The organism is Delftia sp. K82 (assembly GCF_002193035.1).
In the GTDB taxonomy this organism is placed as follows: Bacteria; Pseudomonadota; Gammaproteobacteria; order Burkholderiales; family Burkholderiaceae_C; genus Comamonas; species Comamonas acidovorans.
Genome location: NZ_MYFL01000012.1, coordinates 4785 through 29027 on the forward strand (window position 1 = coordinate 4785; position 24243 = coordinate 29027).

Genomic DNA, 24243 nt, shown 5'->3' on the forward strand with positions numbered 1-24243 from the left:
ACTGAAAACGAGGAGACCCCTTCGTGCGCGACGATGGCCGCGTGGGTTACGCTGACAAGGCCACGACCCTGGACGCAGCGCGTGCCCGCGCCGGTCGGCTGAAGGCATCACTGGAAAACCGCAACGTCCATGTCGAAGTGCTCAACTACTGCCGCGCCGAACTGCTGGATGAAAACTACTTCCATGCCGTCTTCGAGTCGACCAAAGGCGTCGCCGAGCGCATCCGTTCCATGTCGGGCCTGACCATGGATGGAGCCGAGTTGGTGAACCGGACGTTTTCGACGCAAAACCCGATCCTGGTTCTCGGTTCTCTCGCCACCGAATCTGAGAAGAGCGAGCAAAAAGGCTTCGCCCATCTGCTGGTAGGCCTCTTCGGCGCCGTGCGCAACCCACTCGCCCATGCCCCCAAGACAAACTGGCCGATGTCCGAACAAGATGCCCTGGACATCCTGACACTGGTATCACTCATTCACCGCAAGCTGGATCGCACGCTGAAAGCGAATACCGCGGCGTTGTAGCGGCTCCCCGTGTCTCCAGAGGATGGGGGTACTACTCTTTCGCGGGTGATCGGCCGGCGCCAAGACAGCCATCACGTAAGCCGTCAGTGCAACTGCTCGACAAGCTCTTCCAACTCGACGAGCCCTGCAGCGCGGCATTCCAGATCCTGCGCAATGGCGAGCATGTCGGTGAGCACGCAGGCCACGCGCCATGTCTGATTGAAGCTCTCGCTCATCTCCGCCTCGCTGCAGTACCCAGCGTGAACTGCGGCCCGATCGATGGGCCGAGGCCATCGGCGCAGATCGAGCGCCGGGTGGCTGAAATACGCATCGCCGAAGTCGATGATGCCAGTCAACTGCCCGGTCTGCGGATCGACGAAGACGTGCTCGAGGCCGGGGTTGCTGTGCAAGGCCACCCAGGCGTCTGCGTCCGGCAAGGCGCGCATCGCGAGGCGCGCCAACTGCAACGGGTCGACCGCAAATGGCCAGGGCTGGGCCGCCCGAGCCACGGCTGCGACAGCGTCGTCGAAGAGGCCGCCGAACCGTGTGCGAACGTCGGCCGCCGTGTGGTCGCCGGGGATCAGGCGCGCCTCGAACACGGGTTGCTGAGGGATTGCGTGAATGCGACGCAACATGCGCCCCAGGTCAACCAGCGTACGCCGGCGGAGGTCACCGTCGAGCCTTGCCGAGTGTATCGGCTCGCCGGGCATGCGCGTCATCAAGGTGTACTCGATCCCGGGCTTGGCAACGCCCCCACCGAGGACTCGTGGAACGCATACGCCCTCCAGGCCTGCCAACTGCTCCAAAAGGAAACGCTCCTTCGCCAGGCTCGTTCGCGCGCGCAGCTGTTGTGGTCGCTGAACCTTCAGGATCAGGCCGTTGTCGATGGCATAGGCGCGCGCTTCGCCGCCGCTCTCGTCGACGGCCCTGACGGCCTTCGCGCCCGCCGCATGCAAGCGCACGATCGCGAGCACCGCGTCGGGATCGAGCACCGGGTCGGCCGCGTCGGGTTGTATGTAGAAGTCCTTGCCCATGTCTGTCCTCCAACGTCAACGTTGATGCCAATCCCAGCCTGCCGTCTCCATGGCCAGCAGCGCGGCGAAGCGACCCCGGCACCGAATCAACTCGTCCGGCGCGCCTTGTTCGAGGATGCGACCGTCCTCGATCACGATGATGCGATCGGCCTCCAGCGCCGTTGACAGCCGATGCGCCACGATCAGAACGGCACGGCTCGAGTCGTGCGCGTCGCGGCGAAGAGCGGCGCGGAACGCAGCGTCGCTGGCGTGGTCGATCGCGGCTGTCGCTTCGTCGAGCAGCAGCACGCGAGGCTGGCGCACCAGCGCGCGCGTGAGCGCGAGCAATTGCCGTTGGCCCGCGGACAACGCGGCGCCGGCCTCACCCGCGTCCAGGGGCGTGTCGTAGCCCTGCGGCAGTGCCCGGATGAACGCATGCGCGCCCGTTGCCTTGGCCGCGGCTTCGCAAGCAGTCCGGGTCACGAGGACGTCGCCCATCGTGAGGTTGTCGAGCACGCTGCCGCTGAACAGTTGCAGCGTCTGCGGCACGACGCCCAGGCGCTGACGGCGTTCCTCGTCCGTCATGGCGCGTGGATCCGCGCCCGCCACGTGAATGTCACCGGACCAGGGCGCATACAGGCCACCGGCGAGGTGCATCAGGCTGCTCTTGCCAGCGCCGGTGCGTCCGACCAGCGCGACGTGCTCGCCTGCGCGAACGCTCAAGGAGACGCCTTTCAGCACGAGGCGATCGGCGACGTAGCCGAAGATCACATCCTTCAACTGGATCAACGGCTCGGGTTCGCTCCTGGCCTGTTGCACGGAATGGGCGGCCGGTGTTTCCTCGACCGGCAGCGCCAAGACCTGGAACACGCGCTCAGCCCCGGACAGCGCGCTCTGCACGGTCTGCCATTCCTCGCCCAGCGTCGTTATCGGCGCGAAGAAACGGCGAAACAGCAGCACGAAGGCCGTGAGCGTACCGATGGAGACACCCGAGTCCGTCAGCGCGCCCTCGGCACCTGCCCACAGCAGGCCGCAGACGATCAGCGACGCCAGCACGGCCATCAACGGCGTGTAGACCGCCGAATAGCGTGTGGCCGCGAGATAGGCGTATTGCGTGGCCTGCAGGGCGCCACGGAAGCGGTGCTCGAAGAATTCCGTTTGCCCGAATGCACGAATGACCTCCGCGCCACCGAGGGTCTCCACGAGTGCGGTGTTGACGCTTCCAACGGCCTCCCGGCTGGCCCGTTCAGCGGCCAATACCCGCAGTTGGAACCGGCGCGTGAACCACAGCAGAGGCGGCGCGGCCAGGCCGCAGAGCAGCGTCAGCGAGGGACTGAGCACGAGCATCGTCACCGTGATCGTGACCAGTCGCACGAGGTCGGCAACAAGGCTCGCGATGCCCGACGAGAAAAGGCGGTCGATGGTGTCGATGTCGGCGGTGCAGCGACTGACGGTGTCGCCCAACGGGGTCGTGTCGAAGTAGCGCGCAGGCAGCCGTTGCAGATGGCCGAACAGGCGCGCGCGCAGGTCGCGCAACGCCCGTTGGGCTGCGATCGCGGTGCCGTACGCAGACGCGAAGCCCAACGCCTGCTGCCCGGCTACGACCAGCAGGTAGAGCACGCCCAGCAGCATCAGGCCGTCGCCACGGCCCCCGGCCAAGTGCGCGTCCACGGCCTGCCGTACGAGGAGCGGCGGCAGCACCTCCAGCGCCGCACCGGCGAGCACGCAGGCTGCGATGGCCACGAGCAGGCGTCTCTGCGGCGCCAGCAGCGAGCCCACCTGGGCGGTCGTGAGTCCTTGGCGTGCTGTCGGTGCCCGCGATGACTGTGTTGCCGTCATGCCTCCTCCGGCTGCGCCATCGCGGCCTGCGCCGCGTAGATCCGCGCATACAGGCCGCCCGCCAGCATCAGCTGTTCATGCGAGCCTCGTTCGACGATGCGTCCTCCATCCAGCACGACGACGAGATCCGCCTGCGGGAAGGCCGCCAGCCGGTGCGAGCACAGGACGATGGTGGCCTGTCGCGCGGCCGGCGCCCCGCGGCCGAACTCCGAGCGCAGGCTGGCAATGATCTGTGCTTCCGTCGCGACGTCGACCGCCGAGAACGGATCGTCCAGCACCAGCAGCCGGGGCCCCGCCGCCGCCGCGCGCGCCAGCGCAACGCGCTGGCGCTGCCCGCCGGAAATGCGGATGCCGCGCTCGCCGATCTCGGCATCGACGCCGTGCTCGAAGCCCGCTACGTCCTTCGCAAGCGCGGCGATTTCCAGGGTGCTCATCGTGGCGAGGTCGGCCTGCTCACGTCCCATGGCGATGTTCTCGCGCACCGTGCCCGAGAACAGGAAGGGCTCCTGCGGCAGGTAGCCGATGTCACCGCGATGTCGTGCGGGCGCGTCGCCGTCCAGGGAAACGGTACCGCCGGCGAGCGGGTACAGCCCCAACAGAGCCTTCGCCAGCGCACTCTTGCCCGAGCCGACCGGCCCGGTTACCGCCACGAACGCGCCTGCCGGAATCTCGAGCGAGACCTGGTTCAGCGCAGTGAGGGTGGCGTCGGCGTTGCCGTGAGAGAAGCTCACGTCGTGCAGGGAGACGGCGATCCCTCGTTCGGCTCGTGACGCCGGCTGGGTGAGGGTCGAGCGCGGAGTCGTTCCGGCCAGGTAGCCGGCGCGAAACGACGCGAACCGATGCTCCACGCGAGCAGGCACGGCCGCAGCGAGCAAGGGGGCGAGCCGCGCGTAGGCTGCGCCGCCTGCTTGCACCGAGTTCACCAGCTGCGGCACCCGAAATCCGCGCCCGGTGAAGCGCAGAAAAAGGTCCAGATAGGTCACGAACGCCCCCAGCGTCCACGCGCCTGCGATGACTTTTTCGCCGCCTTGCCACAACACCAGCACGATGCCGGCCGCCATCAGCGTGGTGTAGACCGCGGGCAGGCCGGCGCGGGGCCGCGCCACCGCGAGATTGGTGTGCGCCTGTGCATCTGCGAGCCGCTCGATCCGCGTCTGTGCGGCCTGCTTCATCCCCAGTAGCCTCGCGACGCGGATGCCGGACAGTTGCTCCTGCAGTCCCGCGGTCAACGCGCCGTTGGCTTGTCGAGCCGCCGTCGTACGTTGGTGAATAAAGCGTCCGGCGGCCCAGGCCAGCACCATCGCGAAGGGCACGGGAATCAGCGCCTGCAGGGTCAACGACCAGTCCAGCACCAGCATGGCGACGAAGAACGACATCAAGAACAGGAGCGTGTCCCAGGTCTCGACGATCACCTCGCGGATGCCGATGCCCAGCACCTCGACGTCACCGATGACGCGCGCCATGGTGTCGCCAACAGGCGTGGCAGTCAGCTTTGCCATCGGCCAGGCGAGCACCCCGCGCAGCGCATCCGCGCGCAGATTGGCGCGGATGCGCGCGTTGGCCGTCATCAACCACCAGCGCTTGCCCAGTCGAGGCAGTTCTGTGGCGAGGGTTGCCGCGGCGAACAACGCGACGGCCTGCAGCAGCGTCGCGCGCGTCGCCTGGCCATGCGCGAAGTGCGTCGCGGCGTCGATCGCGCGCCCGAGGCACACGGCGGGCAGGACCACGGCTGTGTTCATGACGACGCCTGCCAGGGAGCCGAGGACAAGCTGCCCGGCGGTCTGCCGGTAGTAGGGACGCAGTGTCCAGAGGTAGTGCGCCATGTCAGTCGCCTGCGTGCATGCAATCCCTAACCGTTCACGGCTCTCGTTTGGGCATGGGCCGCACCAGCCCCCGATACACAACGAACTGCGCATCGTCCTTGTATTGCAGCTTCTGTCCGTCGCGCAGGACTTGGTAGCAGATCGGTTCGTCCTTGCTGATTTCCGGCTGCAGCAGGCATAGCTGATTGCCTTTGACGGACCAGCGCGCAGACCGCTGGCGGCCGTTCTCTAACCGTTCGACGCGCCCGTCCGCGAAATACTTGTGCCCCCAATGGTGTTCATCAGTCACGTACTTGCCGCTGATGGCGGCACGGATCTGCGGGCCAGTCAGCGGCACCTCCTTGGCAGTCGCGGCAAGTGCGCAGAACACGGCTCCGGCGGCGGTGAGGCGCGCGAGGTGCCGGGTGGGGCTGCTTGGGAGGCGCTGCGGCACCGAGCTGAAGGTTTTCTTCGTCATTTCGCAGCCTTCTGCGCGTCCAATGCCTTCTTTACCGCCAGGGCCAGATCCACGGCTTTGCCCTTGCCCCAGTAATGCAGAAAGACGTAGCGCGGTTCCTCGTGGGTCATGTGCTGGTGGATTGCCACGATGTTGATGCTCTGGCCACGCATGGTCTTCAGGACCGTCTGCAGTTCGTTTTCATGCATGGCGAAGTCGCCATCAACCACCGCATGCTCATCGTCGCCGGCAAAGGCCGCCCAGGTATTGATGCCCATTTCATTGCCGACGGTGGTTCCATGCATCTTGGCTGTGCGGCCAAGGGTTACTTTCACCATGCCATCCTTGACCTGCGCCTTGCTGCCCAGAATCTCCTCGATGGGTGCAGCAGTCACATGGCTTGGCGATGCGATGTCACCCGCGAAGCTGCTGGCCGGCGTGCCTTGGGCGGCGCGCACCTGCGCGATGCGGTCGTACACCGCCTTCACGCCTGTGGCGAGCTTGCGTGCATCCCCCATGCCGCCGATGTGCATGAAGAAGACCTTGGGTTGGTCGAAGAAGAAGTGGTTGTGCAGCGCAGTCACTTCCAGGCCGTTGTCCAGCGCGGCGCTCATCGCCGGGTTGACTTCATCCTCGAACAGCACCGTATCGCCCATCATCATGGTGGACGAGCCCATTGGCGTGAACGCGGCCCAGGAGGTGAGCCCCATGAACGGTGGCATGGTCCAGCGATCGACATTGATCTTCACGTCGTCGCGTGGCTTGCTGACCTTGAAGACGTTTTCCGCCCGGTTGTAGCTGCCCTTGAGGCCGGTGGCCGTTTCGATGGCAGCCGTGTCGATGGCCTGGGCCATGGCCGGGGCGCCTGTAGTAAGCAGGCCCGCGGCCAGGGCCAGTGTGGAGAGGGTTAGACGCAGCATGGTGTTTCCTTGGTAGTTGGCGGGATGCAGCTCCGGGGGCTGGCCGGAGCGGGTAATCGAGGCAGGTGCCGGTCAATCGAACGGATATTTCGACGACAGAGGTTCCGGAGTGACCTCGTAGAGGTCTTGGCCGTGGGCGCGCAGCAGATAGGCCTTGCCTTTGCGCAGTACCGTCCAGCATTCGGGCTCTACACCCGTGCTGATGCTTACGCACAATTCCTTGCCCACGATCTTCCAATGCCCCTGGTGCGGCCGCCCCAGTTCAATGGACTTCGTGCGTCCATCGGGAAGGAGGTAAGCGGACCAGTGCGCGCCTTCGGATATGACATTGCCGACGAAGACTGTCTTGATCTGCGCGCCGGTGAGTTCGCTGGGGCCGGGCGCTGCCGATGTCGCCACCAGGCTCAGGGACTGAATGAGTGTGGCGAAGGCAAGACGGGGGATTGCGGACATTTAGTGCATTTTCAATTGGGCGGATCAGGCTGGCATGACCGGCGGCCAGTTGTGTGTCTCGGCCTGGCATGCGCGGCACCACGCATAGAGGGCGTCGTACATCACCATGCCGTGCTGGAGCATTTCGTGGTCGTCGCTAAAGTTGTGCGACAGCCCGAGCGAGAGCGCATAGAGCCCTGCTGATTGCGGCGTCAGGTCAAGCCGGGAGGTGTCGGCGCCGCGCACGATCTCGGCTAACTGGCGCAGCGCTGGGTCGTCCAGGTGGTACTTCGACAGGAAGGCATCGAAACTGCACAGCTCACCCACATGGCTTAGTTCGACATTCGGGATGTCGTAGGGGATGGCGCCGGTAGCGTTGGCGGTTTTCAGCACCTCGCTGGCCGGCACATAGAGAAATTCCGCCTGCTGGTCGATGAAGCGCGCAACCAGCCAGGGACAGGCGATGCGGTCGATCTTGGGGCGTTCGCGTGTAATCCACTTCATGGTGCTACTCCTTTGCTTCAAATGTCACGCCAGCAGCGCGACAGGCTTCGATGCCTCCGGCCACGAAGCGTGCATCGAGGCCATGCGCTCGTAGCGCGAGCGCCACCGACTGGCTGACTTCATGGCCGTGCACGCAATACACAAGGACGGGTTTAGAGGAATCGATTTCACGGCTCCAATTTGCCAACTGCACGGGATCGCGCCGAATGGCCCCGGCGATGCGATCAGGCGCTTGTGCGTAGCCTGCCGTGCGTCGCACGTCGATCAGTTGGAGGTCACCGCCGACTTTCTCTGGTGCGGCCGACCAGGGCAGTGCATCAGCCTCGATGGCGGCAGCGTAGCGCTGCATCACGGCATTCCAGCGGATGTTTTGCATGAATGCGTCAACATACGCGGCCGCCTTGGCACCGAAATCCATGTGGTAGGCGTGCTCGTACATGTCCAGTGCCAGCAGCGGTGTGGCGCCGGCCAGCAGGTTCGTATGGTCAGCCGCCCAATGGTTGATCAGCCGCGCCTCGCGTGTGGACCATGACAGCAGCGCCCACCCCGAGCCGCCGCCCATGGCCTTGGCCAGTGCGGAGAATTCCGTGCGCCAGCGGTCAACGCTGCCAAAGTCGCGGGCCAAGGCAACTGCCAGGCCGGAGTCCGGCAATGCACCGTCGCCTCCCAGCGTGTCGAAGTACAGCTCGTGGAGCCAAGCGGAATTGGCGGCGATCAGCTCTTCGCGCTTCAGGCCATTGATCATGAAGACCGGAGCGGTCGGCCAATCCAGGTGCGCCAGTTGCTGGCGAATAGCATCCAGGCGCTTGACTGCACCGGTGTAGTTGTTCGCGTGATGGCTGAGGATGAGTTCCTCGGACAGCCCGTTGAGGGCAGCGAGGTTGATGGTAAGGGGGCGTAGTTGTAAATCCATTGGAGTGTTCCTAGAAATGTGGCAAGTCATGGGTTAAGGCGTGGACTCCTCTCGCTTCTATTCAGCTGTGGGTCACCAGCGGGTAGACGACCAGCCCAATCAGTGCCGCGGCAGCGACAACGATCGGCTCCGGCAACTTCTTGAATTTCCAAAGCAAGGCAGCAGTCCCCAGGGCGAGTAGCGCCGTGGGAACGTCCTTGATCGAGCGCACCCCGATAACTACCACGGCTCCGGCCAACGATCCGATGGCGGCTGCCGTCACGCCATCGACGAATGCCACGATTCCCGGTTTCTTTCCGTATTTCTTGAAGTACGGGGCTGGCAGGACTGTGAAGAGATAGCACGGCAGGAAGGTTGCCAGCGCCGCAGCAACCGCGCCCCAGAAGTCCGCGACCAGAAAGCCGATGAACCCGGTAGTGATGACGACAGGACCGGGAGTGATCATGGCGACTGCGACAGCGTCTAGGAACTGGTGATCGGTCAACCATCCGTACTCTTTGACTACTCCGCTATACAGAAACGGGACGATAGCTAGGCCGCTACCAAAAACAAAACTGCCCGCGTAGAAGAAATACTTGGTGATCTGCCACAGCTTGGTCCAGTCGACGTTGGACAAGCCAAGCAAGGCCAGCAAAGGAATAGCACTGCTGTGCAGCGTGCTGGACGGCTTAATAAATTTCGGCGGCGCGCGCAACAACCACACGAGAACGCCTGCGCCCAGGAACAGCCACAGTTCCTCGGATTGGGTGATGATCGTCACCGCCGCCGCTACTGCAAAGATGGCCCATTGCAGTTTGTCTTTGCCGATGTTCTTGGTAGAGAGCTTCCAGGTGCTGATAGCAATGATCCCAATGACAGCGGAACTCACGCCATAAAACACGGCCTGCATCCAACCCAGACCGCCGAAATGCGTATAGGCCCAACCCAGTCCGATCATCATCAGAAACGAGGGCAGCACAAAAGCGAGGCCCACCAGGGTGGCCCCTAGGAAGCTGTAGTGAACAAAGCCCAGGTAGATGGCCAACTGCGCGGCTAACGGTCCTGGCGCGAGCTGCGCCAAGGCCAGCCCTTCCTTGTAGTCTGCCTCGGTGAACCATTGGCGCCGCTCCACCAAGTCGCGGTCCATGTAGCCAGCCAGGGCCACGGGTCCGCCGAAGCCCAGTGCTCCGAGCCGTAGGAAATAGGCAACCAATTGCCACAGCGTATAGCTGCGAGGCGCCCCACTGCTGATGGCTGCGGCTGGAATGGTTTCATTCATGACGATTCTTTCTACAAAAAAGTGATCTGAGGTGAGCCGTCAAGTTTTGCGGCTGCTGGAGAAGTGGGCGTGGAGCGAATCCAGTACCCCGCCGATGTCGGCCAGTAGTGCGTCGTCGTCTGGCCAGCGTCGGCGTGCGCCGGCCAGAACGGCCTCGAAGCCGCTGGCCTCCGGCGTGGCCGTCCCGCCCACATCGAGCGCATGCACCATCGCGCTCAGGCGCGAGAGGCCGCGATCGTTCTCCAGGCCGAAGCTCGCCAGCAGTACCTCGAACGTCACCCGCTCGCCCACGTGCGAGAAGGTCGCACCGTCGAAGTCGAACCCCAGTGCATCGGCTGGGCTGTCGGCCGGGGCGTCCAGCCACAGAAAGCGCGCATGCGGGTCGATAAAGCGCTGGATCAGCCAGGCGCTCGCCACGCGGTCCACCCAGAGATGGCGGCGCGTGGCCCAGACTCGTCCCTGGTACTGCATGCGATCACGCCGAGCAATGTTGCCCGCTGTTGGCTGCGGCTCACCGGGTGACTGCATGGCTTCGAGGGCGTTGGCGAAATCGCGCCACTGGGCGTCGGCGCGGATCGACGTCTCACCGGGAAAGAAGTCGATTTTGCGGATGACCTCATAGGCACGCGCATGCTTGCGCTGTGTACGCTGGAGTTCGGCTGCGCTCAGGGCGGAGAGCGTCTGGCGTGCTTGCGCCAGTTCCTCTAGCCAGGGGGTGTAATCGGCCGCCCGGTCGAACAACGCCTGAAAGGTGGCCTGTTCGGTCATGTTCCGGGCTTGCACCTGCAGCAGCCAGGCTTGCCCGCCTTCCTGCAGCGCCTCGTCGGCCAATACCTGCAGTTGCGCAGCCTGTTCGGCTTGGGCGGGCAGTAGATAGGCGCCGTCGCGCAAGGCGGCACAGCCGAGCGTCTTGACCGCGCGCCAAATCCGCATGCGTGCCGTGGCGCTCGCGGAGGGGAGGCTGACGATGAGGGTCAGCCAAGAGTCGGAGGTGAGAGTCATGGCAACAGCTTAAATCCATGTCACGGTCGTTGCAATGATGTAGCGATCTCTACAAAATAACTGCTACTGGGTTCAGAAGATTTGCACCCCGCGCTGGGGCGTGTCGGCGCGCGGCGCCGTCAGGCTCTCGGGCGTTGCCCCGTGCTTCGTGCCGAATCACGGCCATGCGGCGTCGATCCTTCACGCAACTGCGGCCCTGATCGCAGATCCGGGCCTGCGCGCTGCGCTTGCTAATACCGGGTGTGCCTGGGTGGCGGGGTGTGGCGGCTTGCTGCTTCTCCATCGTGCCACGGCGTTCTCGCCGTGCAAGGGCGGCGCGTGCTCGCACGCTTGCGGCCTGCGGCCGTCGTTGACCCTTGACTGCTTGCGCTGCGCCGTGCCCCGAAAGGGTCGGGCAATTCCGCCCGGCAACCTTTCAGGAGTTCACCATGAACAACGCACTCATCACTGACGAGCAGCGCATCGTGCTGCTGGCCAACGGCCGCGAATCTTTGGAGAACCCGGACTTCGATCCGGCGCCCGTGGTCAAGCTGTTCACGCCGGACGCCGGCGCGACCTGGCTGCCGACCGAGATTGATCCCTATGGGGTCGTCTCAGAAAACGGAAAATAAAGCACGCTAAGGCGTAACTACCCTCGGCTACACCGCGTCGGCACCACGCGGCTCTTTCTCCCCTTGCAGCGAAGCAATCAGCGGGCAAGAAACGTTCCCTTGCCGCGCATGGCAGGCGAACACAAGTTCGGATAGCACGGTTTCCATGCGCGCCAGGTCGGTCATTTTTTCGCGCACGTCCTGAAGCTTGTGCTCGGCCAGGCTGCTGGCTTCCTCGCAGTGGGTGCCGTCATCCAGCCTCAGCAGCTCTGCGATCTCGTCGAGGCTGAATCCGAGCCGCTGGGCTGATTTCACGAAGCGCACCCGCGTCACATCCGCCTCGCCATAGCGGCGGATGCTGCCATAGGGCTTGTCCGGCTCCGGCAACAAGCCCTTGCGCTGATAGAACCGGATTGTTTCCACGTTGACCCCGGCCGCCTTGGCGAAAACGCCAATAGTCAGATTCTCCAAATTTTTTTCCATATCGCTTGACTCCGTACATTGGTACGGAAGTAAGCTTAAGCTATCCAATCCAGATTTGAAAGGACAAGCGTATGTCTGAACCACAAAACGGGCGCGGCGCGCTCTTCGCCGGTGGGCTGGCCGCCATTCTTGCGTCGGCCTGCTGCCTGGGGCCGCTGGTTTTGATCGCCTTGGGGTTCAGCGGGGCATGGATCGGCAACCTGACGGTGCTGGAACCCTATCGCCCGATCTTCATCGGCGCAGCGCTGGTCGCGCTGTTTTTCGCCTGGCGGCGCATCTACCGCCCGGCGCAAGCCTGCAAACCGGGTGAGGTCTGCGCGATTCCCCAAGTGCGAGCTACTTACAAGCTCATTTTCTGGATCGTGGCCGCGCTGGTCCTGGTCGCGCTCGGATTTCCCTACGTCATGCCATTTTTCTATTAATCACAGGAGTTCATCATGAAAAAACTGTTTGCCTCTCTCGCCATCGCTGCCGTTGTTGCCCCCGTGTGGGCCGCCACCCAGACCGTCACGCTGTCCGTACCGGGCATGACCTGCTCCACCTGCCCGATCACCGTCAAAAAGGCGATTTCCAAGGTCGAAGGCGTCAGCAAAGTTGACGTGACCTTCGAGCCACGCGAAGCGGTTGTCACCTTTGATGATGCCAAGACCAGCGTGCAGAAGCTGACCAAGGCAACCGGAGACGCGGGCTATCCGTCCAGCGTCAAGCAGTAAGTCACTGAAAACGGCACCGCAGCACATCTGACGCCATTGGCTGGCGCCACAAACGATAAAGGATTTGTCGCATGACCCATCTAAAAATCACCGGTATGACCTGCGACTCGTGCGCGGCGCACGTCAAGGACGCGCTGGAGAAAGTGCCCGGCGTGCAGTCGGCGTTGGTGTCCTATCCGAAGGGCACAGCGCAACTCGCCACTCTGCCGGGCACGTCACCGGACGCGCTGACTGCCGCCGTGGCTGGCCTGGGCTACAAAGCGATGCTCGCCGATGCCCCGCCGACCGACAACCGCACTGGGCTGTTCGACAAGGTGCGCGGCTGGATGGGTGCCGCCGACAAGGGCAGCGGCGGCGAGCGCCCGTTGCAAGTCGCCGTGATCGGCAGCGGTGGAGCCGCGATGGCGGCAGCACTGAAGGCCGTCGAGCAAGGCGCGCAGGTCACGCTGATTGAGCGCGGCACCATCGGCGGCACCTGCGTCAACGTCGGTTGTGTGCCGTCCAAGATCATGATCCGCGCCGCCCACATCGCCCATCTGCGCCGGGAAAGCCCATTCGACGGCGGCATGCCACCCACACCGCCGACGATCTTGCGCGAGCGGCTGCTGGCCCAGCAGCAGGCCCGTGTCGAAGAACTCCGTCATGCCAAGTACGAAGGCATCCTGGACGGCAATTCAGCCATCACCGTTCTGCACGGTGAAGCGCGTTTCAAGGACGACCAGAGCCTTATCGTTAGTTTGAACGAGGGTGGTGAGCGCGTCGTGATGTTCGACCGCTGCCTGGTCGCCACGGGTGCCAGTCCGGCCATGCCGCCGATTCCGGGCCTGAAAGAGTCACCCTACTGGACTTCGACCGAGGCCTTGGTCAGCGACACCATTCCCGAACGCCTGGCCGTCATCGGCTCGTCGGTGGTGGCGCTGGAACTGGCGCAAGCCTTCGCCCGGCTGGGTAGCCAGGTCACGATCCTTGCGCGCAGCACGCTGTTCTTCCGCGAAGACCCTGCCATCGGCGAGGCCGTCACAGCCGCCTTCCGTGCCGAAGGAATCAAGGTACTGGAACATACGCAAGCCAGCCAAGTCGCCCATGTGGACGGCGAATTCGTGCTGACCACTGGACAGGGCGAAGTGCGCGCCGACAAGCTGCTGGTCGCCACCGGCCGGACACCGAACACGCGCAGCCTGGCATTGGAAGCGGCGGGGGTAGCCGTCAATGCGCAGGGGGCCATCGTCATCGACAAGGGCATGCGCACCAGTAGCCCGAACATCTACGCGGCCGGCGACTGCACCGACCAGCCGCAGTTCGTCTATGTGGCGGCAGCGGCCGGCACTCGTGCGGCCATTAACATGACCGGCGGCGACGCCGCCATCAATCTGACCGCGATGCCGGCCGTGGTGTTCACCGACCCGCAAGTGGCGACCGTGGGCTACAGCGAGGCGGAAGCGCACCACGATGGCATCGAAACCGACAGCCGCACGCTGACGCTCGACAACGTGCCGCGTGCGCTCGCCAACTTCGATACCCGCGGCTTCATCAAGCTGGTCATCGAGGAAGGCAGCGGACGGCTGATTGGCGTACAGGTGGTGGCCCCGGAAGCGGGCGAACTGATCCAGACGGCTGTTCTCGCCATTCGCAACCGCATGACGGTGCAGGAACTAGCCGACCAGTTGTTCCCCTACCTAACGATGGTCGAGGGCTTGAAGCTCGCGGCGCAGACCTTCAGCAAGGACGTGAAGCAACTGTCCTGCTGCGCCGGATAAGGAAAAGGAGGTGTTCGATGAACGCCTACACAGTGTCCCGACTGGCCCTTGAGGCCGGGGTGAGCGTGCATATCGTGCGCGACTACCTGCTGCGCGGATTGCTGCGGCCAGTCGCCTGCACCACGGGCGGCTACGGCTTGTTCGATGACGCCGCCTTGCAGCGGCTGTGCTTTGTGCGGGCCGCTTTTGAGGCGGGCATCGGCCTGGACGCATTGGCGCGGTTGTGCCGGGCGCTGGATGCGGCGGACTGCGATGAAACAGCCGCACAGCTTGCCGTGCTGAGTCAGTTCGTCGAACGCCGACGCGAAGCGTTGGCCGATCTGGAAGTGCAGTTGGCCGCGATGCCGACCGCGCCGGCCCAGCAAGCGGAGAGTCTGCCATGAACAGCCCCGAGCGCTTGCCGACCGAGACACACAAGCCGTTCACCGGCTACCTGTGGGGTGCGCTGGCGGTGCTCACCTGTCCCTGTCATTTGCCGATTCTCGCCATTGTGCTGGCCGGCACGACGGCCGGCGCGTTCATCGGCGAGCACTGGGGTATTGCAGCCCTCACGCTGACCGGCTTGTTTGTCCTGTCTGTGACGCGGCTGCTGCGGGCCTTCAGAGGTCGATCATGAGCGCTTCCCAGCCAATTGAATGGACAGTGGCGCAACTGGCGCAGGCGGTCGAGCGCGGGCAGCTTGAGCTGCACTACCAGCCGATTGTCGATTTGCGCAGTGAGCAGATTGTCGGCGCGGAAGCCCTGTTGCGCTGGCGTCATCCGACGCTCGGACTGTTGCCGCCGGGCCAGTTCCTGCCCGTGATCGAATCGTCCGGCCTGATGCCGGAAATCGGCGCATGGGTGCTGGGCGCAGCCTGCCGTCAAATGCGCGACTGGCGGGTGCTGGCATGGCAACCGTTCCGGCTGGCCGTCAATGTTTCGGCGAGCCAAGTGGGGCCAGATTTCGACAAGTGGGTAAAGGGCGTGCTGGCCGATGCCGGGTTGCCCGCCGCGTATCTTGAAATTGAGCTGACCGAATCGGTTGCGTTCGGTGATCCGGCGATCTTCCCCGCCCTGGAAGCTTTGCGACAGATCGGTGTGCGCTTCGCCGCCGACGACTTCGGCACCGGCTATTCCTGCCTGCAACACCTGAAATGCTGCCCCATCAGCACGCTCAAGATCGACCAATCGTTTGTCGCCGGACTCGCCAACGACCACCGCGACCAGACCATCGTGCGCACCGTGATTCAGCTTGCGCATGGGCTTGGCATGGAAGTAGTGGCCGAAGGCGTGGAAACATCGGCGAGTCTTGATTTGTTGCGACAAGCGGACTGCGACACAGGACAAGGCTTCCTGTTCGCCAAGCCGATGCCGGCGGCGGCATTCGCCGTCTTCGTCAGTCAATGGAGGGGTGCCACCATGAATGCAAATGATCCGACTGCCACCAGTTGCTGCGTGTGCTGCAAGGAAATCCCGCTCGATGCCGCCTTCACCCCGGAAGGCGCGGAATACGTCGAGCACTTCTGCGGGCTGGAGTGCTATCAGCGCTTCCAGGCGCGCGCCAAGACCGGGAGCGAAACCGATGCCGATCCGAACGCCTGCGACTCATCACTGTCAGACTGAGGCATACCCTATCCTGATGTCAGGAGAAGCCACCCAGCAACGTCAGAATAGAGTTAACTTTTGTGTTTCTTGACACCTGCGGCGAAAGGTCATAGATTTCTTCCTGACACTTTCGTATTTGGAGGTATCTTGCAGGGTCAACGCATCGGCTACGTCCGGGTCAGCAGCTTCGACCAGAACCCGGAGCGGCAACTGGAGCATGTCGAAGTCGGCAGGGTGTTCACCGACAAGGCGTCGGGCAAGGACACCCAGCGGCCCGAGCTTGATTCGCTGCTGGCCTTCGTGCGCGAAGGCGACACCGTGGTGGTTCACAGCATGGATCGCTTGGCGCGCAACCTCGATGACTTGCGCCGCCTCGTACAAAAGCTGACCAAGCGCGGCGTGCGCATCGAGTTCGTCAAGGAAAGCCTGACCTTCACCGGCGAGGATTCACCGATGGCGAACCTGATGCTGTCGGTCATGGGGGCATTCGCCGAATTCGAGCGGGCCTTGATCCGTGAGCGGCAGCGCGAAGGCATCGCGCTCGCTAAGCAACGCGGAGCCTACCGAGGCCGAAAGAAGTCTCTGAGCGGTGAACAGATTGCTGAACTGAAACGGCGCGTCACGGCGGGCGAGCAAAAAGCGAAGCTGGCCCGTGAATTTGGTGTCAGCCGGGAGACCCTGTATCAATACTTGAAATTGGATCAATAAATATGCCTCGTCGTTCCATACTGTCCGCCGCCGAGCGGGAAAGCCTGTTGGCGTTGCCGGACACCAAGGACGACCTAATTCGACATTACACGTTCAGCGATACCGATCTCTCCATCATCCGCCAGCGGCGCGGGCCTGCGAATCGCTTGGGCTTTGCCGTGCAGCTCTGCTACCTGCGCTTTCCCGGAATCTTCCTTGGTGTCGATCAGGCGCCGTCTTTGCCCCTACTGAAACTGGTCGCCGACCAGCTCAAGGTCGGCGTCGAAAGCTGGGACGACTACGGGCAGCGGGAGCAGACCCGGCGCGAGCACCTGGTCGAGCTGCAAACGGTGTTTGGCTTCCAGCCGTTCACCATGAGCCACTACCGGCAGGCCGTGCACACGCTGACCGACCTGGCCATGCAAACCGACAAAGGCATCGTGCTGGCTAGCACCTTGGTTGAGCATCTGCGGCGACAGTCGATCATCCTGCCCGCGCTCAACGCCATCGAGCGCGCTAGCGCCGAGGCCATCACTCGCGCCAACCGGCGCATCTATGACGCCTTGGCCGAACCACTGTCGGACACGCATCGCCGCCGCCTCGACGATCTGCTCAGGCGCCGGGACAACGGCAAGACGACCTGGCTGGCCTGGCTGCGCCAGTCGCCGGTTAAACCGAACTCGCGGCACATGCTGGAACACATCGAACGCCTCAAGGCGTGGCAGGCGCTCGATCTGCCTTCCGGTATCGAGCGGTCGGTGCACCAGAACCGCCTGCTCAAGATCGCCCGTGAGGGTGGCCAGATGACGCCCGCCGACTTAGCCAAGTTCGAGCCGCAACGGCGCTACGCCACCCTCGTGGCGCTGGCCATCGAGGGCATGGCCACGGTCACCGACGAAATCATCGACTTGCACGACCGCATCCTGGGCAAGCTGTTCAACGCCGCCAAGAACAAGCATCAGCAGCAGTTTCAGGCATCCGGCAAGGCGATCAACGCCAAGGTGCGGCTGTTCGGGCGCATCGGCCAGGCGCTGATCGAGGCCAAGCAAGCTGGCCGCGATCCGTTCGCCGCCATCGAGGCCGTCATGTCCTGGGATGCCTTCGCCGAAAGCGTCACCGAGGCGCAGAAGCTCGCTCAGCCCGATGACTTCGATTTCCTGCACCGCATCGGCGAAAGTTACGCCACCTTGCGCCGCTACGCGCCGGAATTCCTCGACGTGCTCAAGCTGCGAGCAGCGCCCGCCGCCAAGGACGTGCTCGACGCCATCGAGGTGCTGCGCGGCATGAACATCGACAACACCCGCAAGGTGCCCGCTGATGCACCGACCAACTTCATCAAGCCGCGCTGGCAGAAGCTGGTGATGACCGACGCCGGCATCGACCGACGCTATTACGAGTTGTGCGCACTGTCGGAACTTAAGAACGCGTTGCGCTCGGGCGACATCTGGGTACAGGGTTCACGTCAGTTCAAGGACTTCGAGGACTACCTGGTGCCACCCGAGAAGTTCGCCAGCCTCAAGCAGTCCAGCGAATTGCCGCTGGCCGTGGCCACCGATTGCGACCAGTACCTGAGCGAGCGCTTGGAGTTGCTGGAAGCGCAACTTGCCACGGTCAATCGCATGGCGGCGGCCAACGACCTACCGGACGCCATCATCACCGAATCGGGCTTGAAGATCACGCCGCTGGATGCTGCGGTGCCCGACACCGCGCAGGCATTGATCGACCAGACGGCCATGATTCTGCCGCACGTCAAGATTACCGAGCTGCTGATGGAGGTCGATGAGTGGACGGGCTTCACCCGCCACTTCACGCACCTGAAATCGGGCGATCTGGCCAAGGACAAAAATCTGCTGTTGACCACCATCCTGGCCGACGCGATCAACCTGGGCCTGACCAAGATGGCCGAGTCCTGCCCCGGCACGACCTACGCCAAGCTCGCCTGGCTACAAGCCTGGCATACCCGCGACGAAACCTATTCGACAGCGCTGGCCGAGTTGGTGAACGCCCAATTCCGGCATCCCTTCGCCGAACACTGGGGCGACGGCACCACGTCATCGTCGGACGGCCAGAACTTCCGAACCGGGAGCAAGGCCGAGAGTACCGGTCACATCAACCCGAAATATGGCAGCAGCCCTGGGCGAACCTTCTACACCCATATATCCGACCAGTACGCGCCGTTCCACACCAAGGTGGTCAATGTCGGCGTGCGCGACTCGACCTATGTACTTGACGGCCTGCTGTACCACGAGTCCGACCTGCGCATCGAGGAACACTACACCGACACGGCAGGCTTCACCGATCACGTCTTTGCCCTGATGCATCTCCTGGGCTTCCGCTTTGCGCCGCGCATCCGTGACCTGGGCGACACCAAGCTGTTCATCCCCAAGGGGGATACCGCCTATGACGCGCTCAAACCGATGATTAGCAGCGACAGGCTGAACATCAAGGCTATTCGTGCCCACTGGGATGAAATTCTGCGGCTGGCGACCTCGATCAAGCAGGGCACGGTGACAGCCTCGCTGATGCTTCGGAAACTCGGCAGCTATCCGCGCCAGAACGGCTTAGCCATCGCCCTGCGCGAGCTGGGGCGCATCGAACGCACGCTGTTCATCCTGGACTGGTTGCAAAGCGTGGAGCTGCGCCGCCGCGTCCACGCTGGACTGAACAAGGGCGAAGCGCGCAACGCGCTGGCCCGCGCCGTATTCTTCAACCGTCTGGGCGAAATCCGCGACCGCAGCTTCGAGCAGCAGCGCTACCGGGCCAGCGGCCTCAACCTGGTGACGGCGGCCGTCGTGTTGTGGAACACGGTCTATCTGGAGCGCGCAGCACATGCGTTGCGTGGCAACGGGCATGCTGTCGATGACGCGCTATTGCAATACCTGTCGCCGCTCGGCTGGGAACACATCAACCTGACCGGCGATTACCTCTGGCGCAGCAGCGCCAAGATCGGCGCGGGCAAGTTCAGGCCGCTACGACCGTTGCAACCGGCTTAGCGTGCTTTATTTTCCGTTTTCTGAGGCGACCCCAGATTGCGCCCACCAGGCTGGAGAGCATCAACTTGCGGGGTGTGTTTCGCTTCCCGGTTGACCGCTATGCTGACCAAATCCTGCCTTCGCGGCCAAATGCATCGATAACTGGCACCAATGGATGAAACCGACCACGGTTTGACGCCACGAATCGCAGATTTGAAAGTGAACAGGAAAGTCAATGAAATCAACGATCTACCAACACCACCTCCGCGCCAGTGCTAGCTTTTCGTACCGTCACTTATTGCACTGAAAACGAGGAGACCCCGACCTGGCCGGCGGACGAGTTGTCGGCGGTGTTCTGTTCGAGGTTGAAGCGGTAGCCTGTCCAGGTGGAGTGCACGACTTCGAGGCAGGCGTAGGCGCCCTCCACGGCGGCGACCACGGTGTGGCGGTCGACGGGCGCGTGCCGCGCGTCGAGGGCGGTTTGGAGGCGCAGCCCGATCTCGGGTTCGACCCGCGGCTGCACCAGGCGCTCGTGCACCGCGTCGCCCGAGTTCAGCAGCATCCGGTCGGTCAGCGGCCCGATGTTGGGCCGGGCTATGCCCATCTGGCGGCGCATCACTTCCGACGTGTAACCCAGCTTCCACCCGACCACGCGCTCGCCGGCGGCCAGGCGCAGGCCGAGCAGCGCGCGCTGGATGGCGTAGGCGGTGGCGAGGTCGGGCGTGCCGATGGTGGCTGCGGCGTCCAGTGTCCGACCGGCCTGGCGGGCGGCCCAGATCGCTTCGGCGAGTTGGTTGGGCGTCTGGGTCATGGGGGGGCTCCGCCTGGAAAGGTTGAGGGTGGGGCGCGCCGGCTATGGCAGGTCGGGCGCGCCCAGCAGCGCGTGGCCCTGGCCGATGAGGGCCTCGATGCCGAGCGCGATGCCGATCAGCCGCGCTTCGGCGCGCGGCGGCCCCATCAGCTGCAGGCCCACCGGCATCCGGTTGGCGTCGAGGCCCACGGGCATCGTCAGCGCGCACCAGCCGAACAGGTTGCTGATGGCGGTGTTGCGCATGGCCTTCATGTTGGCCGGCGCGTAGGTCTCCACCGTGCCGATGTCGGCCAGCCGCGGCGGCGAGGCGGGCACGGTGGGCGTGAGCAGGACGTCGACGTCGTCGAACAACCGGGCCGCGCCCGCGCCGCAGCGCTGCAGCACGGCCTTGCGCCGCAGGTACTCGACGGAAGACACCTGCTCGGCCCAGCGCACGCGGTCGCGCACCACCGGGTCCAGCCGCTCCACCTTGTGCGGGAAGTGCTGGTCGAGGTAGGCCGCGAGTTCGGACGCTGCGAGGCCGCCGCGGCGGAAGATGTCGAAGGCTTCCTCGCAGTGCGGCAGCGGGAACCGGACCACCTGCGCGCCGGCCTGGGCGAGGCGCTGAACGGCCGCTTCCACGGCGGCGGCGATGCTCGGGTCGATGTCGTCCCAGAAGTGGTTGGTCGGCACGCCGACGCGCAGTCCTTGCACGCGCACCGGGGCAGGCGCGGGCAGGCCCTGGCTCTCTGTGTCGAGGGCGGCGAACGCGTAGGCCAGGTCTTCCACCGTGCGGGTGAGCACGCCCGCGGTGTCGAGCGAGGACGACAGGGGCACGATGCCTTCGACCGGCCAGCGCCCCACGGTGGTCTTCAGGCCCACCTGTCCGGTCATGGACGCGGGCACGCGCACCGAACCGGCGGTGTCGGTGCCCAGCGCCAGCAGGGCGCTGCCCTGCACCAGCGAGACGCCCGCGCCCGCGCTGGACCCGCCTGGCACGCGGTGCTCGTGGGGTGACCAGGGGTTCCGGGGCGTGCCCCAGTGGGCGTTGACGCCAAGACCCCCGAACGCGAACTCGACCGTGTGCGTCTTGCCGACCACGATGCCCAGTTGCCGCTGCAGCCGCGCGACCAGCGGGCCGGCCGCCTGCCAGGCTTCGGGCAGGGCCTCGTCGCTGCCCGCAAACACCGGCAGGCCGGGCACGCCGTACAGGTCCTTCACCGACACCGGCAAGCCCATCAGCGGGCCCAGGTCCTGGCCCTGGTCCAGCAGGGTGTCGACCGCAGCGGCGGCGCTGCGGGCGCGCGCGCCGTCCCAGGTCTTGTAGGCGTTGAGCCGGGGTTCCATGCGCGCGTGGTGTTGCGCGCAGGTGTCGATCAGGGCCACCGCCGTCAGTTCGCGGCGGCGCAGGCGGGCGGCGTGCTCGGCCAGCGACAGGTGGGCAGCGTTCAAGGGCCTTCTCCTCGGGGTGTGGTGAACAGGGTGTGTCCCATTGTCACCACCCGGCCGCCAAGTCCGCGGCGATCTCTTCTGGTGTGCCCAGGCGGTTCATCGGCGTGTCGCGCAGCAACTGGGTGTAGATGGCTTTCATCCAGCCGGTCTCGGCCTCGCTCAGCGGCTGCGGGTTGCGCGGCACGATGCGCTGGCCGTTGTCGATGGCACCGGGCGAGACGCACCCAGATGGTGCCGCCCACGTTGTGCACCGACGCGTCGACGCGGCCATGGGCCTGCAGGGCCGCCTGCACCACGCGCCCCTGGTAGCGCTGGGCGGCGATTCCGGTCCTGGTCAGCGGCCGAGGTCTTTGGCGCTGACGCCCGCGATGCCCCAGTTCTCCTTGGGCATTTCGTGGATCCAGACGCGGATGGTTTCCTTCTTCGCGTCGATGGCCTCGTGCAGCGCCTGGGTGACCTTCTCGATCACGGCCTTCTTCTGCTCGGGCGTGCGGCCTTCGAGTATGTAGATCTGTGCGAACGGCATGGTGGTGGTCTCCTGGGTCAGTTGGCTTTGATGTCCAGCTTGCGGATCAGGGCACCCCAGCGGTTGTTCTCGGCCTTGATGAAGGCGTCGAACTCCTGGGGCGTGGTGACGCGCAGGTTGCCGGAGATGTTGTCGAACGCGGCCTGGGCCTCGGCGGTCTTGGCGCCTTTGGCCCAGGCGTCGTGCAGCTTCTGCACGACGGCGGCCGGGGTGGCGGCGGGGGCGACCAGGCCGAACCAGGTCTCCACCGCGAAGCCGGGGTAACCGGACTCGGCCACGGTCGGTACGTCCGGCAGGGCCTTGGCGCGCGTGGGCGAGGTGACGGCCAGCGCCTTGAGCTTGCCGCTGCGGATGTGCTGCAAGGTGGTGGCCAGCGAGCTTTCCATGCTCATGATCACCGTGCCCGAGAGCAGGTCCGGCACGATCTGGCTCGACCCCTTGTAGGGGATGTTGGTGAGTTCGATGCCGGCCACCGACTGCAGCAGCTCGGCCGCCAGGTGGTTGCTGGTGCCGATGCCGGACGTGGCGTAGCCGAGCTTGCCCGGGTTGGCCTTGGCGTAGGCCACCAGACCCTTGAGGTCGGCGAACGGTGCGCTCGGGTGCACGACGATCACGCAGGGCGTGGTGCCCACCAGCGAGATCGGGGCGAAGTCCTTTTCCACCTGGAACGGCAGCTTGTCGTAGAGGTAGGGCGCGATGGCCAGGCTGCTGATGGCCGACAGCCCGATGGTGTAGCCGTCCGGTGCGGCCTTGGCCACCGCGTCGGTGCCGATGTTGCCGCCGGCGCCGGCCTTGTTCTCGACCACGAAGGACTGGCCCAGCGCGTCGCCCATGGCCTTGGCGGCGGTGCGGCCCATGATGTCGGTGGGTCCACCCGGTGGGAAGGGCACGATGAGCTTGACGGGACGGGCGGGGTAGGCGTCCTGCGACCAACCAGCGGCGGGTGCCAGGGCCAGGCCGGCCCCCACGGAGGCGATGAAATCTCTGCGTTGCATAGGGTGCGTTCCTCAGGCCGCTTTTTTCTGCTCGCGCGCATCTCGCGCGCGAGCCATGGTCATGGCCGTGTCTTCGATCATGTCTTCCTGGCCACCGACCATCTTCTTGCGGCCCAGTTCGACCAGGATGTCGCGCGCCGACAGGCCGTACTTGACGGCGGCGCGTTTGGCGAACAGCAGGAAGCTGCCGTACACGCCGGCGTAGCCCAGCGTGAGCGCGTCGCGGTCGATGCGGATCGGGAAGTCCATGATGGGCGTGACCAGGTCTTCGGCCACGTCCTGGATCTTCCAGACGTCCACACCGGTCTGCACGTCCATGCGGTCGAGCACGGCGACCAGCACTTCCATCGGCGTGTTGCCTGCGCCCGCGCCCAGGCCGGCGGCGGCAGCGTCGATGCGGGTGGCGCCACATTCAATGGCGGCGACCGAGTTGGCCACGCCCATGGCCAGGTTGTGGTGGCCGTGGAAGCCCAGCTCGGTCTCGGGCTTGAGCGCGTCGCGCACGGCCTGCAGGCGGGCCTTCACGTCGGCGGGCAGCATGTAGCCGGCCGAGTCGGTGATGTAGATGCAGTTGGCGCCATAGCCCTCCATCAGCTTGGCCTGTTTCACCAGGCCTTCGGGGCTGTTCATGTGGGCCATCATCAGGAAGCCCACGGTGTCCATGTCGAGCTTTCGGGCGAAGGTGATGTGCTGCTCGCTCACGTCGGCTTCGGTGCAGTGCGTGGCCACGCGGATGGTGTGCACGCCCAGGCCGTGCGCCATCTTCAGGTGGTCGACGGTGCCGATGCCGGGCAGCAGCAGGGCCGAGACCTTGGCCTGCTTCATCAGCGGGATCACGGTGCCCAGGTACTCCTCGTCGGAGTGGGCCGGGAAGCCGTAGTTGACGCTGGAGCCGCCCAGGCCGTCGCCGTGGGTGACCTCGATCAGCGGCACACCGGCGGCGTCGAGGCCGCAGGCGATGCTCTTCATCTGTTCGAGCGTCATCAGGTGGCGCTTGGGGTGCATCCCGTCGCGCAGGGTCATGTCGTGCAGGGTGATTTTTTGCTGGCTCATGGGG

General features: G+C 64.8%; 26 protein-coding genes and 1 pseudogene. 10 read left to right on the forward strand and 17 right to left on the reverse strand.

Going from position 1 to position 24243, the window contains the following annotated elements; translation table 11 throughout:
* Positions 1-23: 23 nt before the first annotated feature.
* On the forward strand, positions 24-518 hold the full coding sequence (locus KDK82_RS30930) for a TIGR02391 family protein (protein WP_239009614.1): 495 nt from the start codon (positions 24-26) through the stop codon (positions 516-518).
* 83 nt (positions 519-601) lie between these two features.
* Here the strand turns inward: KDK82_RS30930 and KDK82_RS30935 are convergent, their stop codons facing one another.
* From KDK82_RS30935 to KDK82_RS30980, 10 genes are all read right to left on the reverse strand, one after another.
* On the reverse strand, positions 602-1531 hold the full coding sequence (locus tag KDK82_RS30935) for a phosphotransferase family protein (RefSeq protein ID WP_047219835.1): 930 nt from the start codon (positions 1529-1531) through the stop codon (positions 602-604).
* Positions 1532-1546: 15 nt separating this feature from the next.
* A complete protein-coding gene (locus KDK82_RS30940; protein WP_054470672.1) occupies positions 1547-3349 on the reverse strand; it encodes an ABC transporter ATP-binding protein in 1803 nt (600 codons plus the stop codon).
* Complete coding sequence (locus KDK82_RS30945; RefSeq protein ID WP_054470671.1) at positions 3346-5172, reverse strand: ABC transporter ATP-binding protein; 1827 nt, start codon at positions 5170-5172, stop codon at positions 3346-3348. Before KDK82_RS30945 ends, KDK82_RS30940 begins: the two co-directional genes overlap by 4 nt.
* A gap of 34 nt (positions 5173-5206) precedes the next feature.
* Positions 5207-5629, reverse strand: coding sequence for a hypothetical protein (locus tag KDK82_RS30950; RefSeq protein ID WP_239009612.1), 423 nt, complete (start codon positions 5627-5629; stop codon positions 5207-5209).
* Positions 5626-6528 (reverse strand): DUF1259 domain-containing protein, encoded by a 903-nt coding sequence (locus KDK82_RS30955; protein WP_046987173.1) that lies wholly within the window; start codon positions 6526-6528, stop codon positions 5626-5628. Before KDK82_RS30955 ends, KDK82_RS30950 begins: the two co-directional genes overlap by 4 nt.
* Before the next feature lie 72 nt (positions 6529-6600).
* Complete coding sequence (locus KDK82_RS30960) at positions 6601-6981, reverse strand: hypothetical protein (protein WP_046987172.1); 381 nt, start codon at positions 6979-6981, stop codon at positions 6601-6603.
* Positions 6982-7005: 24 nt separating this feature from the next.
* On the reverse strand, positions 7006-7464 hold the full coding sequence (locus KDK82_RS30965) for a chromate resistance protein ChrB domain-containing protein (protein ID WP_046987171.1): 459 nt from the start codon (positions 7462-7464) through the stop codon (positions 7006-7008).
* A gap of 4 nt (positions 7465-7468) precedes the next feature.
* Complete coding sequence (locus KDK82_RS30970) at positions 7469-8377, reverse strand: Fe-Mn family superoxide dismutase (protein ID WP_046987170.1); 909 nt, start codon at positions 8375-8377, stop codon at positions 7469-7471.
* A 61-nt stretch (positions 8378-8438) separates the two neighbouring features.
* Positions 8439-9635 carry a chromate transporter gene (locus tag KDK82_RS30975; RefSeq protein WP_088167152.1) on the reverse strand — a complete coding sequence of 399 codons (1197 nt, stop codon included), beginning with the start codon at positions 9633-9635 and terminating at the stop codon, positions 8439-8441.
* 39 nt (positions 9636-9674) lie between these two features.
* Complete coding sequence (locus KDK82_RS30980) at positions 9675-10637, reverse strand: chromate resistance protein ChrB domain-containing protein (RefSeq protein WP_017406218.1); 963 nt, start codon at positions 10635-10637, stop codon at positions 9675-9677.
* 428 nt (positions 10638-11065) lie between these two features.
* Between KDK82_RS30980 and KDK82_RS30985 the strand changes: the two are divergent.
* A pseudogene (locus KDK82_RS30985) lies at positions 11066-11218 on the forward strand (DUF2958 domain-containing protein); the annotation flags it as partial.
* Between the two features lie 57 nt (positions 11219-11275).
* Here KDK82_RS30985 and KDK82_RS30990 read toward each other — a convergent pair.
* Positions 11276-11710, reverse strand: a complete 435-nt coding sequence (locus KDK82_RS30990; RefSeq protein WP_000414383.1) for a mercury resistance transcriptional regulator MerR — start codon at positions 11708-11710, stop codon at positions 11276-11278.
* Between the two features lie 71 nt (positions 11711-11781).
* Between KDK82_RS30990 and KDK82_RS30995 the strand changes: the two genes are divergently transcribed.
* From KDK82_RS30995 to KDK82_RS31030, 8 genes are all read left to right on the forward strand, one after another.
* Entirely contained in the window at positions 11782-12132 is a 351-nt protein-coding gene (locus tag KDK82_RS30995; protein ID WP_001294660.1) for a mercuric transport protein MerT, read from the forward strand.
* A gap of 15 nt (positions 12133-12147) precedes the next feature.
* Positions 12148-12423, forward strand: coding sequence for a mercury resistance system periplasmic binding protein MerP (gene merP, locus KDK82_RS31000; protein ID WP_045218228.1), 276 nt, complete (start codon positions 12148-12150; stop codon positions 12421-12423).
* A gap of 71 nt (positions 12424-12494) precedes the next feature.
* Positions 12495-14180: a mercury(II) reductase gene (gene merA / locus KDK82_RS31005; protein WP_088167153.1), complete on the forward strand. Its 1686-nt coding sequence runs from the start codon at positions 12495-12497 to the stop codon at positions 14178-14180.
* A 17-nt stretch (positions 14181-14197) separates the two neighbouring features.
* On the forward strand, positions 14198-14563 hold the full coding sequence (gene merD / locus KDK82_RS31010; RefSeq protein WP_003090698.1) for a mercury resistance co-regulator MerD: 366 nt from the start codon (positions 14198-14200) through the stop codon (positions 14561-14563).
* A complete protein-coding gene (gene merE / locus KDK82_RS31015; protein WP_003090697.1) occupies positions 14560-14796 on the forward strand; it encodes a broad-spectrum mercury transporter MerE in 237 nt (78 codons plus the stop codon). Before merD ends, merE begins: the two co-directional genes overlap by 4 nt.
* Complete coding sequence (locus KDK82_RS31020; protein ID WP_001276635.1) at positions 14793-15782, forward strand: DUF3330 domain-containing protein; 990 nt, start codon at positions 14793-14795, stop codon at positions 15780-15782. Before merE ends, KDK82_RS31020 begins: the two co-directional genes overlap by 4 nt.
* A 129-nt stretch (positions 15783-15911) precedes the next feature.
* Positions 15912-16472 carry a recombinase family protein gene (locus tag KDK82_RS31025; protein ID WP_003055107.1) on the forward strand — a complete coding sequence of 187 codons (561 nt, stop codon included), beginning with the start codon at positions 15912-15914 and terminating at the stop codon, positions 16470-16472.
* A 2-nt stretch (positions 16473-16474) separates the two neighbouring features.
* A complete protein-coding gene (locus KDK82_RS31030) occupies positions 16475-19444 on the forward strand; it encodes a Tn3 family transposase (protein WP_088167154.1) in 2970 nt (989 codons plus the stop codon).
* 274 nt (positions 19445-19718) lie between these two features.
* Here the strand turns inward: KDK82_RS31030 and KDK82_RS31035 are convergent, their stop codons facing one another.
* From KDK82_RS31035 to dmpG, 6 genes are all read right to left on the reverse strand, one after another.
* Positions 19719-20234: a 2-keto-4-pentenoate hydratase gene (locus KDK82_RS31035; RefSeq protein WP_012478197.1), complete on the reverse strand. Its 516-nt coding sequence runs from the start codon at positions 20232-20234 to the stop codon at positions 19719-19721.
* Positions 20235-20276: 42 nt separating this feature from the next.
* Positions 20277-21665, reverse strand: coding sequence for an amidase (locus KDK82_RS31040; protein ID WP_008328889.1), 1389 nt, complete (start codon positions 21663-21665; stop codon positions 20277-20279).
* Between the two features lie 43 nt (positions 21666-21708).
* The gene (locus tag KDK82_RS31045; protein WP_008328886.1) at positions 21709-21936 is read right to left on the reverse strand and encodes a cis-(methyl)benzoate dihydrodiol dehydrogenase; all 228 of its coding nucleotides are present in this window, start codon (positions 21934-21936) and stop codon (positions 21709-21711) included.
* Positions 21937-21999: 63 nt separating this feature from the next.
* Positions 22000-22251 carry a 2-hydroxymuconate tautomerase gene (locus KDK82_RS31050; protein WP_256974595.1) on the reverse strand — a complete coding sequence of 84 codons (252 nt, stop codon included), beginning with the start codon at positions 22249-22251 and terminating at the stop codon, positions 22000-22002.
* Positions 22209-23186 carry a tripartite tricarboxylate transporter substrate binding protein gene (locus KDK82_RS31055; RefSeq protein WP_008328880.1) on the reverse strand — a complete coding sequence of 326 codons (978 nt, stop codon included), beginning with the start codon at positions 23184-23186 and terminating at the stop codon, positions 22209-22211. Before KDK82_RS31055 ends, KDK82_RS31050 begins: the two co-directional genes overlap by 43 nt.
* 12 nt (positions 23187-23198) lie before the next feature.
* A complete protein-coding gene (dmpG, locus tag KDK82_RS31060) occupies positions 23199-24239 on the reverse strand; it encodes a 4-hydroxy-2-oxovalerate aldolase (RefSeq protein WP_008328878.1) in 1041 nt (346 codons plus the stop codon).
* Positions 24240-24243 lie beyond the last annotated feature (4 nt).